At 68.1% G+C, this 17379-nt stretch carries 14 protein-coding genes and 1 tRNA gene; 4 read left to right on the forward strand and 11 right to left on the reverse strand.

Features of this window, described 5'->3' with window-relative positions; translation table 11 throughout:
* Nucleotides 1-1253 precede the first annotated feature (1253 nt).
* The 3 genes from ACQPZX_RS49015 to ACQPZX_RS49025 all read right to left on the reverse strand — a co-directional run bounded on the left by ACQPZX_RS49015 (nt 1254) and on the right by ACQPZX_RS49025 (nt 5576).
* Nucleotides 1254-2216 carry an NAD(P)H-quinone oxidoreductase gene (locus tag ACQPZX_RS49015; protein ID WP_433372220.1) on the reverse strand — a complete coding sequence of 321 codons (963 nt, stop codon included), beginning with the start codon at nt 2214-2216 and terminating at the stop codon, nt 1254-1256.
* A 112-nt stretch (nt 2217-2328) separates the two neighbouring features.
* Nucleotides 2329-3720, reverse strand: coding sequence for a ricin-type beta-trefoil lectin domain protein (locus tag ACQPZX_RS49020; RefSeq protein ID WP_433372223.1), 1392 nt, complete (start codon nt 3718-3720; stop codon nt 2329-2331).
* On the reverse strand, nt 3717-5576 hold the full coding sequence (locus ACQPZX_RS49025) for a ricin-type beta-trefoil lectin domain protein (RefSeq protein WP_433372226.1): 1860 nt from the start codon (nt 5574-5576) through the stop codon (nt 3717-3719). The genes ACQPZX_RS49020 and ACQPZX_RS49025 overlap by 4 nt, the downstream gene beginning before the upstream one ends.
* 218 nt (nt 5577-5794) lie before the next feature.
* Here ACQPZX_RS49025 and ACQPZX_RS49030 point away from each other — a divergent pair.
* A tRNA-Ser gene (locus ACQPZX_RS49030) sits at nt 5795-5879 on the forward strand.
* 864 nt (nt 5880-6743) lie between these two features.
* Here ACQPZX_RS49030 and ACQPZX_RS49035 read toward each other — a convergent pair.
* A complete protein-coding gene (locus ACQPZX_RS49035) occupies nt 6744-7685 on the reverse strand; it encodes an NPCBM/NEW2 domain-containing protein (RefSeq protein WP_433372229.1) in 942 nt (313 codons plus the stop codon).
* 198 nt (nt 7686-7883) lie between these two features.
* Between ACQPZX_RS49035 and ACQPZX_RS49040 the strand changes: the two genes are divergently transcribed.
* The gene (locus ACQPZX_RS49040) at nt 7884-8192 is read left to right on the forward strand and encodes a GNAT family N-acetyltransferase (RefSeq protein WP_433385994.1); all 309 of its coding nucleotides are present in this window, start codon (nt 7884-7886) and stop codon (nt 8190-8192) included.
* A gap of 50 nt (nt 8193-8242) precedes the next feature.
* On the opposite strand, the gene ACQPZX_RS49045 is transcribed toward ACQPZX_RS49040, so the two are convergent.
* Nucleotides 8243-9070, reverse strand: coding sequence for an LPXTG cell wall anchor domain-containing protein (locus ACQPZX_RS49045; RefSeq protein ID WP_433372232.1), 828 nt, complete (start codon nt 9068-9070; stop codon nt 8243-8245).
* A 45-nt stretch (nt 9071-9115) separates the two neighbouring features.
* Here ACQPZX_RS49045 and ACQPZX_RS49050 point away from each other — a divergent pair, with 45 nt between their 5' ends.
* A complete protein-coding gene (locus ACQPZX_RS49050) occupies nt 9116-9451 on the forward strand; it encodes a VOC family protein (RefSeq protein ID WP_433372235.1) in 336 nt (111 codons plus the stop codon).
* On the opposite strand, the gene ACQPZX_RS49055 is transcribed toward ACQPZX_RS49050, so the two are convergent.
* The 5 genes from ACQPZX_RS49055 to ACQPZX_RS49075 form a co-directional block, all read right to left on the reverse strand.
* Nucleotides 9442-11034 (reverse strand): ABC transporter permease, encoded by a 1593-nt coding sequence (locus ACQPZX_RS49055; RefSeq protein ID WP_433372237.1) that lies wholly within the window; start codon nt 11032-11034, stop codon nt 9442-9444. The two genes, ACQPZX_RS49050 and ACQPZX_RS49055, sit on opposite strands and share 10 nt — an antisense overlap.
* Nucleotides 11031-11810: an ABC transporter ATP-binding protein gene (locus ACQPZX_RS49060; RefSeq protein WP_433372240.1), complete on the reverse strand. Its 780-nt coding sequence runs from the start codon at nt 11808-11810 to the stop codon at nt 11031-11033. Before ACQPZX_RS49060 ends, ACQPZX_RS49055 begins: the two co-directional genes overlap by 4 nt.
* 65 nt (nt 11811-11875) lie before the next feature.
* Nucleotides 11876-12514 carry a hypothetical protein gene (locus tag ACQPZX_RS49065; protein WP_433372242.1) on the reverse strand — a complete coding sequence of 213 codons (639 nt, stop codon included), beginning with the start codon at nt 12512-12514 and terminating at the stop codon, nt 11876-11878.
* A gap of 81 nt (nt 12515-12595) precedes the next feature.
* Nucleotides 12596-14218, reverse strand: coding sequence for a cation acetate symporter (locus tag ACQPZX_RS49070; RefSeq protein ID WP_433372245.1), 1623 nt, complete (start codon nt 14216-14218; stop codon nt 12596-12598).
* The gene (locus ACQPZX_RS49075) at nt 14215-14598 is read right to left on the reverse strand and encodes a hypothetical protein (RefSeq protein WP_378971249.1); all 384 of its coding nucleotides are present in this window, start codon (nt 14596-14598) and stop codon (nt 14215-14217) included. Before ACQPZX_RS49075 ends, ACQPZX_RS49070 begins: the two co-directional genes overlap by 4 nt.
* 51 nt (nt 14599-14649) lie before the next feature.
* Between ACQPZX_RS49075 and ACQPZX_RS49080 the strand changes: the two genes are divergently transcribed.
* On the forward strand, nt 14650-15537 hold the full coding sequence (locus ACQPZX_RS49080; RefSeq protein WP_433372248.1) for a hypothetical protein: 888 nt from the start codon (nt 14650-14652) through the stop codon (nt 15535-15537).
* Between the two features lie 910 nt (nt 15538-16447).
* Here ACQPZX_RS49080 and ACQPZX_RS49085 read toward each other — a convergent pair.
* A complete protein-coding gene (locus tag ACQPZX_RS49085) occupies nt 16448-17371 on the reverse strand; it encodes a phosphotransferase family protein (RefSeq protein WP_433372251.1) in 924 nt (307 codons plus the stop codon).
* Nucleotides 17372-17379 lie beyond the last annotated feature (8 nt).

The raw sequence follows: 17379 nt of genomic DNA on the forward strand, positions 1-17379 counted from the left end.
GCATAGGCTCGCCCACGACTCCCGACGGCGCGCTGAGCCCCGCCGTCAAACAGTCGCGCCTCCCGCCCAGCGTTCTCCACAACAAGGTTGACCAGGCAGAACCGCCCCCGGCCCCGCTCGCGCACCCCCGCACAACGCACCCCGGCGACGGTCACAATGAACGCCCCATCGGCCCCCGTCCGCTCAATAGCGGCAAACTCCGCGCCCCGATCCCCCGAGGTCAGATCCCCACCCCGATCCCCAGCGCCCAGATCCCCAGCGCTTAGATCTCCCGCACCCAGATCTCCCGCACCCAGATCTCCCGCACCCAGATCTCCCGCACCCAGATCTCGCTCGGCCCGGCCTTCCGCGCCCCGAGCCTCCGAAACGCGAACCGCCTCACTCCGCGCCCCCACCGCCCGGCCCTTCGCAGCACCCACTCCCGCAGCACCCGCTTTCAAACCGCGCGATTGCTCGGCAACGCGACTTTCCCTCAGGGCACCGCCGTCCAAGCCCGCGCGCCCACCACCCACCGCGTTCGCGCCAATCCCCGCGACAACCGCCACCGCCCCGAACCCCAACGCCACAGCAGCCAGCCCGCCGGCAACCACCCACAACCAGCGCCCCGGCTTCCGCGTCACCGCGCCGCCCATCAGCCCGCGGCTCGCATAGCCATCGGCCACCACGCTCAGGCCCAGGCCGACGCCAGCCTCGCCGTCAACCGCCGCACCCACCCCACCCCGGCGGCCGAAGCCGGACCCACCGTCAACCGCCGCGCCCAACCCACCCCCGCGGCCGGAGCCGGACCCACCGTCAACCGCCGCGCCCAACCCACCCCCGCGGCCGGAGCCGGACCCGCCGTCAACCGCCGCGCCCAACCCACCCCCGCGGCCGGAGCCGGACCCGCAGTCAACCGCCGCGCCCAACCCACCCCCGCGGCCGGAGCCGGACCCGCCGTCAACCGCCGCGCTCGACCCACGCCCGTCGCCGGAGCCGGGGCCGGCAGCGACCGCGAGACCAGCGTGAGGGCCTGGGCGGGCGCCACCCGCCGCGCTCGAGCCGGGGCCGGGCTTGGCGGTGGGGCGCGGCGTGTGGGTCATCGGGGCTCCCTAGGCCGGATCGGCGGCATGGCGCGACGCCGGGCCCCCGGCCGCGGCCCGGGTCGCCGCACCATGCTGGGTGGCGGCCCGCGCTTCGGGGCGTCGACGCGCCGCATATCGGACCTATCCCCGCATAAACCCCCTCTCCGTACACTCGAAAGTGCTACGTTCGCCTCACGGCAGCAGCAGGATCTTGCCCAGGTGGTCGCTCGACTCCATCAGGTCGTGCGCCTCCTGCGCCGCCGCGAGTGGCAGCGTGGTGTGGATGATCGGCTTGATGGCGCCGGCCTCGACCAGCGGCCAGACCTCGCGGCGGACGCCGGCCACGACGCGCGCCTTGTCGTCGAGTGCCCGCGCCCGCAACCCGGTCGCCGAGATGCGCCCGCGCTTGCCCATCAGCATGCCGAGGTCGAGCTCGCCCTTGCGGCCGCCCTGCATGCCGATCACCGCGATCCGCCCGTCCGGCGCGAGCACCTCGACGTTGCGGGCCAGGTATTTCGCGCCCATGATGTCGAGCACCACGTCGGCGCCGCGGCCGCCGGTGAAGTCCTTTGTGGCCGCCACGAAATCGTCGGTCGTGTAGTCGATGACGTGGTCGGCGCCGAGCGAGCGCAACCGGTCGTGCTTCGACGCGCGGGCCGTGACCACTACCGTCGCGCCGAGCGCCTTGCCCAGCTGGATCGCGAACGTGCCGATGCCGCTACCGCCGCCGTGCACCAGCAGCGTCTCGCCTTTGCGTAGGCGAGCGATGTCCACGATGTTGGACCAGACCGTGCACGAGACCTCGGGCAGCGCCGCCGACTCCTGCAAGGACAGGCCGGTCGGCACGGGCAGCAGCTGGCCCGCGGGGATCGCCACCTTTTCCGCATAGCCACCCCCGGCCAGCAGCGCCGCGACCCGCGCACCCACATGGTGCCCGGCCACCCCGGGGCCGACCGAGCTGATCACGCCGGCGCACTCGAGCCCCGGAAACTCCGAGGCGCCGGGCGGAGGTGGATAGAAGCCCTGTCGCTGGGACACGTCGGCCCGGTTGACCCCGGCCGCCGTCACGTCGACGACCACCTCGCCCTCGCCGGCCACCGGGTCGGGCACCTCGCGCAGCACCAGCCGCTTGTCTTCGATCACGATCGCCTGCATGGGACTAGCTTGCCCGAGGGGTACGACAAAAATCCGCCGGGTGAGACCCAAAAACGAGGGAGGCCCGCGAGCAGCACCCACCGCTGCTCGCGAGCCCCCTGATCAGGGAAGATCAGCCCTTGTAGGCGCCGATGATCTTCGTGAACTGGTACGCCGACTGGGACACCCCGCTGCAGGTGTCGTCGTTCGGGTATCCAGCCGGGCACTGCCGGTCCCGGTTGAGCGACCAGAACGTCAGACGCGCGATCGTGTGCTGCTGGGCGTACGAGGTAATGGCCTGCATGTCCGCAAGCGTGACCGTCGCGTGCTCGTCAGTGATCCCGTTCATCGACGAGATGCCGACGTGCCGGTACGCGTCCGCGTCGGACCACCCGTACGCCGTCTTGAGCCTGTTCTTGAGCCCGTCCGCCGCCTGGATGGTCAGCTGACCCTGGTTGCCGCTCGTGTTGCCCCAGTCGAAGGTCATGATGCCCCAGCCGTCGATCACCAGACCGGCTCCCGCCGCCCGGTTGATCAGCGAGGCGTCCGGCCCCGATGTGCCGCTGCCGAGCGTGATGTAGATGGTGAGGCCCGGGTTGTTGGCCTTGATGGTCTTCAGCGCGTCGACCGTCTTCTGCTGGTCGGCCGGCGTGTTGTAGGGGGTGCCCTCGATGTCGATGTCGATGGCCTTCAACCCGTACGCGTTGATGACCTTTTGATAGGCCGCGGCCAGCGCCGACGCGCTCGAGCAGTAGTGCTCGAGCCAGGGCCCGGACGCCCCGCCGAAGGAGATGACCACGTCGCCGCCGTTGGCCCGGATGGTGTTGATCGCGGTCTGGTCCTGCCCGCCGGTCAGCGCGCGACTGCCGTCCCACTTCGGGTCGCAGTTGCCGCTGTTCAGCATGAACGCCATCGTGAACCACTTGACCCCGGTCGACTGGGTGACCGTGGTCAGGTTCGGCGGGTTGCCCCAGCCGGTGTAGTAGTACGGCGCGACCGCCTTGATGCCCGGGCCACCACCAGAGGGAGGCGGCGTGGTCGTGGGCGGCGTCGAGCCCCCGCCGAAGGTCCACTTCTGGTTGGTGCCGCCGGAGCAGGACCACAGCTGCAGCTTCGCGCCGTCCGCGGTGTTGCGGTCCTTGACGTCCAGGCACTTGCCGTTCGAGTTGATCAGCGAGCCGCCGGACAGGCTCCACTTCTGCGTGGCCACCGTGTCGAAACAGTCCCACATGTGCACGACCGCGCCGTCCGTCGCCGAGTTGTTCGCGACGTCCAGGCACTTGCCCTGGATCTGCACCGAGCCGTTGTCGGCCAGCGTCCAGGTCTGGTTGGCCGACCCTGAGTAACAGGTCCACAGCTGCGGCTGGTTGCCGTTCGCGGTCGAGCCGTTGGTGAGGTCGAGACACTTGTTGTTCAGCGAGCTCACCAGGGCGCCGGCGCTGGCCGCCGACGCGTTCGTGATGCCGAGGATACCCATGGTCGCGACGACCACGACCCCCGTTGCGATAGCCAGAAGGCGCTTCATGCCGGGACCGTCCATCTCTGGTTGGCGGCGCCGGTGCAGCTCCAGATCTGCAGCTTCGCCCCGTTGGCAGTGTTGTTGTCCTTGACGTCCAGGCACTTGCCGGACGCGGAGTTGATCAGAGTGCCGCCGGAGGCGGTCCACTTCTGCGTGGCGACCGTCGAGATGCAGTCCCACAGGTGCACGGCCCCACCGTCCGAGGTGGAGTTGTTCGCGACGTCGAGGCACTTGCCGAGGCCGCGGACGGTGCCGTCGGCGCCGATCGTCCACTGCTGGTTGGCGTTGCCCGAGGTGCAGTCCCACAGCTGGGGCTGGTTGCCGTTGGCGGTCGAGCCGTTGGTGACGTCGAGACACTTGCCGCCGAGACCGGTGATCGTGCCCGTTTTGTCGCCGGTTCCGCCGCCGCCGCTTGGCGAGCCGCTCCACGTGAAGGTGGCGCTGGTCTTGGTCGGGAGCGAGTAGGTAAAGGACTGCCCACCCCAGTTCACCTTGACCGACTGGGTCGAGCCGCTCGTGTTGTAGGCGATCAGCGCCTTGGAGCCGTCGCTGTTCTTGAACGCGACATTCGGCACCGTCGAATTGGCGCTGGAGTCGATCCGTACGGCGCCGGGTTTCACGAATTTGGTGAGGTGACCCATCGTGTAGTACTCGACCGTGTAGTCGACTTGCCCGCGCCGGCCGTCGTTGCGGTGCACGGTGACCAGGCCGGTGCAGGTGCCGCAGCCGCCGTTGTGCGGACCCATCGCCTCGTCCACGGCCAGCGACCATTTGGTCCAGCTACGACCCCAGTTGCGGAAGTAGTCGATGAGGTCGCCCATGTCTTCGGCTTGCTGATTGCCCACCCACGTGCCGCCGGAGTGCTCGGTCATATAGGCGTTCACCGACGGGTACTGGTTATGCACCGTGGTCGCTGTCGACGGCGAGCCCCCATAGTCGTGCCAGGCGATGCCGCCGAAGTTCGGATGGTTACGGATTGCGGTGTCGGCAAGCAAAGGCGCAACCCATGTCGCGTACGTGTCGAAGTTCCAGTCCCCGACGAGCAGCTTGGTGCTCAGTCCCGCGCTTTGCAGAGCCGGCAGCAGATTCGTCTTGGCGAAGTACTGGAGTCCCGAGGTGTTCCACTGCATCGACGGATAGCCCGCGCAGCAGGTCGGCTCGTTCTGCTCGGTCACGTACCGGATCGGCACGCCCTGCCCCTGATACCCCTGGATGTACTTCACGAAGTACTGGGCGTAGGCGGCGTAGTACTGCGACTGCAGGAAACCCTGGCTGTAGGTGTTGTTGTCCTTCATCCACGGCGGCGCCGACCATGGCGAGGCCATGACAAACATCGAGGGATTCAATCCGTACGCCTGCTTGGTGAGCGCCATGATGTCGGCGTCGCGCGAGAGCGAGAAGTCGTTCACGTCGCAGCACGTGTTGTCGTACGAGTAGCTGTTCTGCGCCAGGTCGGACGAGCCGATGACGTTGCGCAGCGCGCTGACGCCGATGCCGGAACTGTTGCTGAACAGCTTGGTCATGACGTCGTTCTGAGTGGCCGCGGAAAGCGCACCGCTGCCCTTGATATCGAAGGCGGCGGTGTCGGTCATCGACGCGCCGGCGCCCTCGAACGGCTGGTAGGTCGTGTTCTCGTTGACGGTGATCGTCTGGTTCGCGCTACCGCTGCTGCTCGCGAACGCGACCGGCGTCTGCTGCTGGAGTCCGCGGGTAACGGTCCGGCCGCCGGAGTCGCTGGTCGTGGTCAGGTACACGTTCACGGATTCGCCCGCCGCATACGCGGCCGGAGCGATCAGAACGCCGCCGACCAGGGTCAACGCCGACAGCGCGACCCATCTCTTGGGAACTTTGGGGATGGACATGCGGGGATCTCCCTTGCCGTAGGTGGGGGCCTTGGCCGGGATTGGTAAGGACGCTGAACAATAAACACCCGCATCGATGCCTTGTCAAGCAGCAACAGTTGCGCTGAGGGCCGCGTTTGCGCAGCTCAGACCCCTGTTAAAGGTCTTAATACAAGTTTCGGTCAAGAGGTGATGCCAAACCCCGTGATCCGGTCTGGCAGACTGGAAGCGCACCACCGGGAGGGCTCGCCTAGTGGCCGATGGCGCCGGTCTTGAAAACCGGTATGGGGAAACTCATCGTGGGTTCGAATCCCACGCCCTCCGCTCGATCACAAGCAGCAAAAACCCCGCCGACCTGCGCGGACGCAGGCCAGCGGGGGTCATCAACACTCAGCCGCGAGTCTCACTCGATCTCGTCGTGGACCGCTCGATCTCACTCGACGCGACCATAATGCGACCACGAGGCCCCGACGTTAGCCCTGGTCGTCGATTCCGCCGAGAGCGCTGGCGATGCGACGGCACGCTGCCTCGTCCTGCCCCTCGATGCACTTCGCGCGTAGACCTTGAGCACGACGTGAACGCTGTGTCCCGCCCGCTCGGCGATCTGGGTTGCCGGTACACACTCGTTGAGCCAGAGCGAGACTGCAGCGTGCCGCAGGTCGTACGGTTTTTCGCCAGCGGCGATCTGCGTTGGCCGGAGGCAGGCCGTCTCGTCGAGCTGCCGGTCCAACCCTCCGGCGGTCGAGGGCGACCTACCCCGGTGCGGGCAGGCCACGCGAGAGGAGCCTCTCGCGTTGTTGCAGAGGAGACCGTCGGGCTGTCGCAAGTGCTTGGGTGACGGCGGCCTCATCCCGCGTTGTAGCCGCTGCCTCCTGTCATCTGGTCCACCCTGAAGAGCAGCCGAAGGGGGCGTCGCAACTCGGCGAGGTTCTAGTGGGCAGTCGGTCGACGGTTGTCGCGCGTCATGTGGTCGGAGAATGGCCGGCGAGCACACGCAGGCGCCGGGTGTCATACGCGGTGGCGGAGATGATGTATCCAGGTGACCTGTACGTGTTGAGGGTCAGGTTCGTGGATGGCTCCGGGATGCTCGTGCCGTAGCCGGTCGCACAGGGTGCGGGGCAACGAGTCGACGTTAGGCTATCGGGCTTGCGGGCCCGGCGATGCAGGTGCTGCCGCGGCAGCGGTTCACTACCGCCCTCCGGGAACCTTGTCGGCGTATCCATGCACTTGTGGATCACCAAAGATTCCGCCCCCCTCCCTCTCCATGATGACAGTTTCATCGAGAGAGCAAGCGGCGAGTCGCAACTTCAAGCCATTGTGGACCGAGAGATTCAGCTTCTTCGACTGTCCGTGTGAAAGAGACTTCGAGAACACACGCTCGCTGTCGACCCAAACTTCGAAACTATACCGTTTGCTTTTAGAAATGTCGCTCGGCCCGATGGTGGCAGTAAATGTCTCGTAGTCGCGCCCCAGATTGTAATCGACGAATTTATCTGAGGTGTCCGAGCATACAAGTGGGAAATTCAAGTTCTGGGCGAAGCTGTCCCCGTTGACGTCCTGAGGGCTGTTGGACTCGACGTAGCCGGCGAAGTACGGAATGCTGTTGGCGTCGTCCAGCGAACCGCTGGAGTCCGAGCTCGCGAGCGTTCGCGTGACCATGGCCGGCTTCGCCGGCGATGTTGTCTTCGGAGAGCCCGGCGCATGGACGGCTGAGGAGCCTTCCGAGCTTTCAGGCCGTGGAGAGACCTCACTGCCCTTCGCCGAAGTTCCTGTAGAGATCCGATTCTGCATGAACGCCGCAGCTATGATCGTGACCAGGATGAGCGCTATCGTTCTTGGAGTCGTGAACCAGGAATGGTGCGTGAGCCGGTTAACAAGCCAGGCGGTCAGCGCCATTATGATTCCTAGCGCTACATACCAGACCAACATGCCTCGGCCGCCCTTCATGTCGCCGAGCGTCAATGCTTTCGGCGCAGGGGTCATCCTGCCCACAGAAAAGTCATGATCGTAAGTCCACAACCGGTTGAAGTGGCGACCGCATTGACTGGGCCGATCGCCATGTAAGCGGATGTCCACGGGCGACCATGCCGAGACCGCCTGGCTGATCGGGTTGTCTTCGGCGTGCAGCACGTACGAAGTGGGCGCGCTACCGAGCCGCCGCTGCTCGATAGGTTGGTGGTCATGACCGACGTGCGGCTGGAACCGATGACCCAGGACGAGTACTAGCCGTGGCGGGTCGCAGCCGAAGCGCATTACGCGCAGAGCCTCACCAAGTCAGGGCGGTCGGCCGAGGAGGCTGCTCGCACCGCCGCCGACACCTATGCGCAGCTGCTTCCCGACGAATTTGCCACCCCTGACCACCATTTCTGGTACGCCTACGACGGCGATCGCCGGGTCGGATTCCTCTGGGTCAAGGTCACCCAGGGCACCGCGTTCGTCTACAACGTGGCTGTCGAAGCCGACCTGCGCCGCCAGGGCTACGGCCGCGCGATCATGCTGGCCGCCGAGCGCTGGTGCCACGACAACGCGCTGACCAGAATCGGTCTGCACGTCTTCGCTCACAACGCCGGGGCGCGAGCCCTCTACGAGCAGCTGGGATTCACCGAGACGGGCCGCAACATGGCCAAAGACCTGTAAGGGCCGCCTCCGCACGAAGCAAGGAAGCGGCCCGCAACAGGAAAGAAGGGTCAGGCGACGAAACGCGTGCGACGGCGCCGCACGAGAAGCACACCCACGGCGCCCGCGACCAGCAACAGCGCGCCGATCCCGGCCACCGCAGCGGTCTTACTGCCGGTCACGGGCAGCCCACCGCCGCCGCCACCGGCCTCGGTCGCTGTGACCGTCGGCGCCGCCGTTGCAGAAGAAGACGCAGTGGCAGCCGGCGAGGTAGTGGGAACAGCGGTCGGTGGGGTCGTCGGCGGGGTCACCAGCTTCAGGTACGCGAACCCGACGCCCGCCGGCTCGGCCGGCACCGGCAGCTCCGCCGTCGCGAGGCCGAGCTTCTCCCCGGCCCCGGCCGCCGGCGTGGTCCCCTTGCCGCTGTCCGCCTTGGCCAGGGCCTCGATCCCGCCCTTCGACTCGGCGTACTCGAGGGTGGCCCACTGGAAGATGACCGCCGCCGAGATCTTCTCGGCCTTGGTGGACACCGTGACGCGGAACGGCGAAAGCTTGTACGTCCCGCCCGCCGCGACCTCGGCGTCGATCGAGCACCACGCGCCCCGCAGGTTGGAGTCCACGTAGTACACGCAGTTGGTGAACTCCTTGGGCAGGTCCACCTCGTTGAGGACGCGGACGTTCACCACGATGCCCTTGAGCGCCTCCGCGCCGGTGTTCTTGACGCCGAGCACGATCGGGACCGTCTCGCCCTGGCGGGCGGGGTAGACGACGGTCTTGCCGTCGGCTTCGCGCTCGACCAGCGGCACCAGGCCCGAACCAGCCTCGGCGGCGTGGGCGGCGGTCGGAATCGTCAAGGCACTGGCCGCGAGCAGGGTCGCGCCGATCAAGCGAAATACCATCGAATCTCCCCGTTGTCTGTGATCGACGGTGGAGAATACCGGATCATGTTGCGGAAGGTTGACTGCGTCATGGTCCGGGTCGACGACCTGGAGGCGGGGGTCGCGTTCTACACCGGAACGCTCGGCCTCTCGGAGATCTGGCGGGACGAGACGTCGGCGGGTCTGGCGATGCCGGAGACCGACGCCGAGATCGTCCTGCACACCACCGACCTCGAGTACGAAGTCCACTACCTCGTCGACGACGTCCGCGCCGCGCTGAAAACCTGGCGGCACACGGTAAGGAAGGCGCCGTTCGAGATTGCCATCGGCTGGTGCGCGGTTCTCGAGGATCCCTTCGGCAACCCGATCTGCATCCTCGACATGACCAAGGGTCAGCGCTGAGGCGTCACCGCGGCGAGCAACTCCGGCCCCCGCCTGTCCAGCAGGTCCGCCGCGACCCCCGACCCGATCAGATAGGCCGCGAAGCCGTACGCGATCCCCACCGGCAGCCCGATCCACAGCCACACCGGCCCGAGCACCAGCGCCACGATCTGCAGCGGCAGGCTGACCACCACCGAGCCGATCAGCACGCCGAAGGCGAGCAGCCCCTTCGCCGGCCCGCCGCCCGACGACATGGCGAACGGATTTGTCGACTGCGGGAAGTCGTACGCGGCCCGCACCGAAACCGGTAGCACCAGGCCAAGTCCGACTCCATAGGCGGCGATCAGCAGTCCGAAGGTCGCAGGAATGTTAAAAGGCGAAGCGGACAGCAGGCCCACCAGCACTGCTACCAGCACGAGCAGCGGGACCGTGTAGATCGCGTGGGCCGTGGCGCGTGAGTTGATCTCGACGCGGCCGGGGACGCCGGCGGTGATGTTCGCGGCGTAGGCGCTGCCGTCGAAGCCGAACTGGTTGGCCAGAGCCAGGGCGGCCAGCCCGCCGACGAAAATGACCATGCTGCTCGGCGAGCCCGAGCTGATCGTGAGGCTCACCGGCAGGAACAGCGCCGCCATCGAGAAGGTGATCAGGCTGGCGCGCCGCCGTGTCTCGCGCCACCAGTACCGCACCTCGCGGGACACCAGCGCACCGAACCGGGAGCGCGGCAGCCGCCGGAACAGCAGCAGATCGACGGGCGCGCGGTCGGCGCCGGTGGCTCGCCGTCCGCCCTCGGCCGCCGTGCCGAGCATGGCGTTCTCGAGGGTCCTGCTCCACCACCAGAGCAGGCCGCAGACGGCGGCGAGGGCTATCAGCAACTTCAGCGGGGCGATCCACGCACGCCCCGCGGCGATTTCCAAACCGATCGTGTACGGGGAACCGAGCGGTGTCCAACCGATCACATCCGCGACTGTCGCCACGGTGTCCCAGTCCGCGCGTTGGGCGCCGGCGAGCACCACCAACTGCAGCGGACCGATCGCGGCCGCGAGCAGGGCGAGCGCGATCGCGGCCAGGTCACGTGACCGGCGCGAGCGCAGCGCCGTGGCGAACGCGCTGGTGACCGACCGGCTCACGGCGACGCACAGCAGCAGTCCGCAGACGATGCCGGCGAGCTGGCCCAGAGCCGCGAACGGGCCGCCCAGCCGGGCCGCGGTCTGCACCATGCCGGCGGTGGCGACGAGCGTGGCCACCGCGGGCAGGCCGGTGAGCGCGGCCGCGAACAAACCTTTGATCAGCGTGCGGCGGCGCAGCGGGAGCAGCGCGAAGCGGGCCGGGTCGAGCGACTCGTCGACGCCGAAGAAGACCAGCGGCAGGAACAGCCAGCCCAGCACGATGGCCGCGCCGCCGAGGGGCAGCAGGATGCCGGCCGCGTGCGCGTCGTCGGCTACACCGGGAATGGCGAAGATCGCGTACCCGGTGATCGCGAAGAAGCCGGAGAACAAGACGCCGACCACGAACATCGCGACACGCGCCGGGCGGCCGCGCAGCCCGTTCGCGATCAGCCGCAACTTCAGTCGGACGAAGGCCGAGATGCCGGGAGGGCTGGTCACAGCCACGCCAGCTCGGAGCCGGTGGCGACCCGGCCGCCGACGACTTGCACGAACACCTCTTCGAGCGAGCGGTCGCCGCGCACCTCGGCGAGCGTGCCGTTCAGCCGGAGCACGCCGTCGGAGAGGATCGCCACGTGGTCGCAGAGGCGCTCGACCACCTCCATCACATGGCTGGAGAAGACGACCGTGCCGCCGCCGGCGACGAAACGCTGCAGGATGTCGCGGATCAGCGCGGCCGAGACCGGGTCGACGGCCTCGAACGGTTCGTCCAGCACGAGCAGGCGCGGGCCGTGCAGCAGCGCGCAGGCCAGGCCGACCTTCTTCTTCATGCCGGCCGAATAGTCGACGACCAGCGTGCGGTTGCCGACGCCGAGCTCCAGCACGTCGAGCAGCTCGCGGGCGCGCTGGTCGACGGTCGCCGCGTCCATGCCGCGGAGCAGCCCGTGATAGGCCAGCAGCTCGGGCCCGGTGAGCCGGTCGAAAAGGCGTACGCCATCGGGAAGAACGCCGAGGCGAGCCTTCGCCGCCGCGGGATCGGCCCAAACGTCGTACCCGAGCAGGAAAGCGCGACCCTCATCGGGCCGCAAGAGGCCGACGGCCATGGACAACGTCGTGGTCTTGCCGGCCCCATTAGGGCCGAGGAGCCCATAGAAGGAGCCGGCCGGCACGTCGAGGCTGACGCCGGAGACCGCGAGCTTGGTGTCGAACCGCTTGACCAGGCCCCGCAGCGACATGGCCGCGACCTGCTCTTCTTGGCGTTGCCCCGGCACCGTCATGTCCCGAAGGTAACGGAAACCCGCCAGCCAGGGAGGAGCCGGCGGGCTCCGATCGGGTAACCCCCTCAGCCCACCCGCTCGATGACCGCGCGCCGGATCAGGAACTTGCCCGGCTCGCGGACCTGCTCGAACGCCGCGTTGTTGAGCAGCACGCAGCTGCCCGACGGCGTGGCCACCTTCACCGTGATGCTCTTGTTGTTGTCCAGGTTCGTCACCTTCAGAACGGTGCCGATCGGGAACGTGCCGCTGGACGCGAAGGGCGCGCCGGCCTCACCGGAGAGCGTGACGGTCGAGCCTTTGCAGACGACCTCGCCCGCGCCAGCATTTCCGCCGTTGTTGGCGGGCGCAGTGTTCGCCGGCGGCTTGGCGGGCGGCTTGGCGGGCGCGGCCGGAGCTGCGGCGCCCGGCACCTCGGCGGCCACGTTCGCGTTGCAACCCGCCACGACCCGGCGCTGGTTGATCAGGTCGACCACGGCCTGGCGGTTCGCGATGCGCGCGTCCGAGAGCGCGTCCGGGTTCGCCCGCTGCCCCGCGATGAACTGCAGGTTCTGCCGCAGGGCCTGGTCGAGGCCGACACAGTTCTCGCCGGCGCTGCTCACGCCGGTGCCGATCGCGATGCCCCCACCGGCGATCGCCAGCGCGACCCCGCCGATCAGCAGCTTCCGCGTACGCCCGGACATGTTGTTCCGCCGGTACCGCTTCATCAACCCGCTCCTTTGCTCGGTGGCTGCCGAGAAGTACGCGGTACCCGTACGCGAAGGATCGGGGGTTGACCTTAAACATCCTTAAATGCGCAACGACTCCGGAGCGTGCAGCCGCAGCATGGTCGCGCCCACGTCGTGGGGCACGCGGCGGCTGGTCAGGAGCGACCCGATAACCATCACGAAGAAGGCCAGCGGCACCGTCCAGGCCGCCGGCTGCCCGATCAACTGGGCCGGCCATCCGCTCAGCGGCGGCCCGAGCACGGTGATCAGCACGGCCGCCATCGACGCGCCGCCGCCGATCAGGATGCCAGCGGCCGCACCCAGGTCGGTCAGCCCGCGCCACCAGATCCCCAGCACCAGCAGCGGGCAGAAGCTCGACGCCGCCACCGCGAACGCCAGCCCTACCACCCGGGAAACGTCCATGTTGGAGACATACAGCGACAGCGTGACCGGCACGATCGCGGCCAGCAGCGTCGCCAGCCGGAAGTCGCGCACCGAACCGCCGCGCCCGGCCCGCAGCACGTCGGTGAAGACCACCCCGGCCACGCTGGTGAGCAGCCCCGACGAGGTGGAGAGGAAGGCGGCGAGCGCGCCCGCGGTGACCAGCGCGCCCAGCAGCCGTCCGAGATGCCCGCCGCCCAGCGCCGCCTCGGGCAACGTGAGCACGACCGCGTCGGTGTGCCCGGTCATCAGCAACTGCGGTGTGTAGACCCGGCCGAGCACCCCGTACAGCGTCGGAAGTAAATAAAAGAGGCCCACCAGCGCGAGCACGACGAGCGTGGTTCTTCGCGCCGAGGCGCCGTCGGGGTTGGTATAGAAACGCACCAGCACGTGCGGCAACCCCATCGTGCCGAGGAACGTCGCGAGGATCAGCGAATAGGTGGCGAACAGGCTCCGGTCGCCGCCCGGCAGCAGCCACTCCGGCCCGAAATGCGCGTCGACGGTGCTGACCCGCGGCACCGGATCGCCCTGGTCGAAGTGCAGCTCCTCGCCCTTGTGCACCTCGACGCCGTCGATCACCGCGTCCTGCTCCACGACGACCGCGGTCGCGGCCGGAAAAACGGCGCCGGCAGGTGGGTTGACAGCCGGGCGTCCGTCCGACTGCCACTGCAGGGCCAAAAAGATGACGGGTACGGCCAGGGCGGTCAACTTGAGCCAGTACTGGAACGCCTGCACGAACGTGATCGCCCGCATCCCGCCCAGCGCCACGTTCGCGGTGACGACCGCGCCGACCAGCAGCGCACCCCACACGTACGAGCCGCCGGTGACCGTCGTGAAGGTGAGCCCCGCTCCCTGCAGCTGCGGCACCAGGTAGAGGCAGCCGATGAAGACGACGAAGATGCTGGCCAGCCGCCGCAGGAGGGTGGAGCGCAGCCGCACCTGGCAGAAGTCGGGCAAAGTGAACGCGCCCGACCGGCGCAGCGGCGCGGCCACGAACAGCAGCAACGCCAGATATCCGGCCGCGAACCCCACCGGGTACCAGAGCACGTCGACGCCGTAGCGCAGGATCAGACCGGCCACACCCAGGAACGACGCCGCCGACAGATACTCGCCGCTGATCGCGGCCGCGTTCCAGGACGGGCTCACCGAGCGCGAGGCGACCAGGAAGTCCGAGGTGGTGCGGGCGAACCGCAGTCCGTAGGCACCGATGCCGACGGTCACCAACACCACGAGAACGAGGCCCGGGACGACGTACGGGTTCACTGCTCGGGTTTCCGGATCAGCGCGATGAAGTCCTGCTCGTTACGTTCCGCCCAGCGCACGTAGGCCCAGCCCACCCCGACCAGGAACGGAAACGACAGCACCCCGAGCAGCACCCACGGAAGGTTGACCCCGAGAACCTTCACCGACGCGACCCCCGGCGCGGCCACGAACAGCAGCGGCAGCGCACCCAGCCCCGTGACCACCACCAGCGCGAGGCGCAGGGCGAGCGCGAGCTGAGCACGGACCAGCCCTTTGACCAGCGCCTCACCGACGGGCGTCTGCTCCGCGAGGTCGGCCCGCGTGCGGTCGGTGGGCCGGCGCCGGGCGGCGATCTCCCCCAGCACCACCCGCGTACGCTCCGGCGACCCGTCCCCACCCATGTCCGGAGTCTTCCGACCCTGGCCGGGATGTCAAGTCGCTACCGTCACCTTGTGGGCGGGAAAGATCACCGGCACTATCGAACGCTGCACTGGACACCGGACATGGACGGCGCGTGGTCCGATGATGCCGCGCGGCGATACATCGCCGGTGGATATGAGGGCGTCAACTACCGCATCCCGCGCGGGACAACGCACGCCTCCCTGGATTTCGCCCTTTCCCTACCGGGCTTGCGATATCTCAGCGTCCACGGGAAAGTGGCCGACGATTCCGCGGTGAACCAGATCGGATCGCTGGAAAGCCTCACGCTGTTGACCCGGTCGAAGGTGCCGCTGGCGGTCGACCAGCTGCACCACCTCGAGTTCCTCGGCGTGACCGCCCGCAAAGACCTGGGGAGCATGCAGGATTTGATCGGCCTGCAGCGGCTGGTCATAGCCGGCTGGCAAGGCGCCGACCTGACCTTCCTAGGCACCAAGCCGGCGCTGGAGTCGTTACGGCTCGATGGCCGGCCCGGCCGGCTCGCGTTGGACGGAATCGAACAATGCCCGACGTTACGAGAGCTTGAGGTGCTCGATTACCGGCTGCCGACGCTGACACCGCTCCGGACGCTGACCGCTCTGGAACGGATCCTGCTGAGCGGCCCCCGACGCCTCCCGCCGGACAACGACCTGAACCTCGACGACCTGACGGCCATGCGGCACCTGCGAAGCCTTCGGCTGATCAACGCGGGGACCATACGGTCGCTGCACCCACTGCGTCGGTTGCCAAGCCTGCGAGACCTCAGCCTCAACAATGTGGCGATCGATGACGGCGATCTCGGCGTGCTGTTCGCGCTGCCGTCGCACGTCGAGGTTTCACCGCCTGTCGAGCTCATTGACGGCCAGAATCACCACTCCCACACCGTCAAGGAGTTGGCCAAGCTACGGAAGCCGCGGCGCTAGACCTGCGACAAGACGTCCACCGCCGGAGAAGGCCCACTCGCGCGCGAGATCGAGTTGAATGACCGGTGACCCCGCAGGCCTGCGTTCGCGCAGTCAGCGGGAGTCTTCACTGCTCGTAATCGAGCGGAGGGCGTGGGATTCGAACCCACGATGAGTTTCCCGTACCGGTTTTCAATACCGGCCGCTACAAGACACTGACCTGCACGAACGTTGGGATCGGGCCTGCGTTGTCGCGCCGTGCGATCCCAGGTGCTGAGGATCAAGGGGATTACCGAGACGCTGGCGGGTGTCGGTGTGCTCGTCCGGGACTCACCTGGCAAATCGTAGAGGCGGGTGGCCGGCTCAGTCGCTTGTCCTCTCGATCAATGCGTCGGCGAGTAGGGCCGTGCCGCCGATCACCACGTCGGCTCCCTCTTGCCGTAGTGCTCCGACCTTGGCCGGCCGGTTGGCGTACCCGATCGCTCGGATGCCGGCGGCGGCACCGCCCTAGATGTCTGACTGAGAGTCGCCGACGAGCACCGCGGGCCGGCGCGATTTCACGAGCTTGTACGGTTCGCAAGATCGGCTCGGGGTTGGGTCTCATCCGGCTTGGGTTGGCGTGTGCGCGGCCGACGATTGACGAGATGTAGGGGGCGAGTCGGTGGGTGGTGACACAAGCAGTCACCGCGCCGGCCGAGTCGTTCCTGACTTCTGCCACGGGTAGGCCGGCCTGGCGTGCGGCGACGATGACCTCTCGGCCGTATCGGGTGGGTGCCGCACTCTCGACGGCGCGCAACTCGGCCGCGCAGAGCGCGTCTTCAACTCATCCGTCGGACCGCATCGAGCCAACCACTTAGAGGACGGTTCGAAGCTGGTGGGCGAGATCGGAACGCGCGTTCGCGCCGCGCCCCGGCGCAGGAGCCGGTCGCTGTTATCCGAGCAGCCCCTCGAGCTCGGGAAGCCGACGAAACAGCTCGGGCAGCCCGCGCACCCCGTTGCGCGCGGACTCCTGCGACAACGCGAGCTCAGGCCCAGCACCGGCCTCGACACCGGCCAGGCAGCGCAGGATGTTCCACCTCACGTGCCCCAGCCAGCCCCCGATCAAAAACACGAACCAGCTCGGCCCCCACGCCGGCAGCGCCCCTCCCGCTGCGACATAGCCGTCGAGCACCGACCGGAAGATGGCAGGCCGGATGTCGTCGAAACCGGGCCCCTTGGCCAGGCTCAACGCGGTCGAGCCGAGCTCACCGGACAAATCGAGCATCCCCGAGAGCTCCCAGTCGAGCACGACCGGCCGACCCGACCGCGCGAGCAGGTTCCACGGCTGGATGTCCCGGTGGGTCAGCACGACCGGCCCCGGCCGCTCGCAGGTGTCGACGAACTCGGCGATCGCGAGCAAAGTCTCGACCTGGGCGGTGAGCTCGCCGGCCCACGGCTGTCCGGTCGCGCGTGAACGTTCGGCGAGCTCGGCCCAGTCCCGCGACGCCGGTTCGTCGGCCGAGACGTCAGTCCCCGTGACGTCGAGCGCATGGATGCGGGCAAGAATCTCACCGATCTCGAACGCGTACGCCGGCGACACGGGTGCTTCGGGCACCTTCTCGCCCTCGACCCACCGGTGAACGAGCGTGTCCCGGTCGGCCGAGATCGGCTCCGGCATCGGGATGCCGGCGGCGAAGGCCGCCCGCTCGAACCTGAACACGTCCGAAGCGCGGTAGGCCGAGCGGCGATCGAGCAGGTTCAACTCCTTCACCGCGAACGACCCCTGGTCGGTGTCGAGCCGATACATCCGGTTGGCGAACCCGCCGTGGACACGGACCATCGGACCGATCGGGGTGCCGAGATGCGCAAGGTCCACCCGACGCA

Origin of the sequence: Actinoplanes sp. CA-142083, from assembly GCF_050942195.1 — a bacterium.
Lineage (GTDB): Bacteria > Actinomycetota > Actinomycetes > Mycobacteriales > Micromonosporaceae > Actinoplanes.

Excerpts from the sequence above, each read along its gene's own strand:
- ACQPZX_RS49015 (WP_433372220.1), bottom strand. The coding sequence starts at position 2,216 with ATGCAGGCGATCGTGATCGAAGACAAGCGGCTGGTGCTGCGCGAGGTG.
- ACQPZX_RS49020 (WP_433372223.1), bottom strand. The coding sequence starts at position 3,720 with ATGAAGCGCCTTCTGGCTATCGCAACGGGGGTCGTGGTCGTCGCGACC.
- ACQPZX_RS49025 (WP_433372226.1), bottom strand. The coding sequence starts at position 5,576 with ATGTCCATCCCCAAAGTTCCCAAGAGATGGGTCGCGCTGTCGGCGTTG.
- ACQPZX_RS49045 (WP_433372232.1), bottom strand. The coding sequence starts at position 9,070 with ATGGTATTTCGCTTGATCGGCGCGACCCTGCTCGCGGCCAGTGCCTTG.
- ACQPZX_RS49050 (WP_433372235.1), top strand. The coding sequence starts at position 9,116 with ATGTTGCGGAAGGTTGACTGCGTCATGGTCCGGGTCGACGACCTGGAG.
- ACQPZX_RS49060 (WP_433372240.1), bottom strand. The coding sequence starts at position 11,810 with ATGACGGTGCCGGGGCAACGCCAAGAAGAGCAGGTCGCGGCCATGTCG.
- ACQPZX_RS49065 (WP_433372242.1), bottom strand. The coding sequence starts at position 12,514 with ATGAAGCGGTACCGGCGGAACAACATGTCCGGGCGTACGCGGAAGCTG.
- ACQPZX_RS49075 (WP_378971249.1), bottom strand. The coding sequence starts at position 14,598 with ATGGGTGGGGACGGGTCGCCGGAGCGTACGCGGGTGGTGCTGGGGGAG.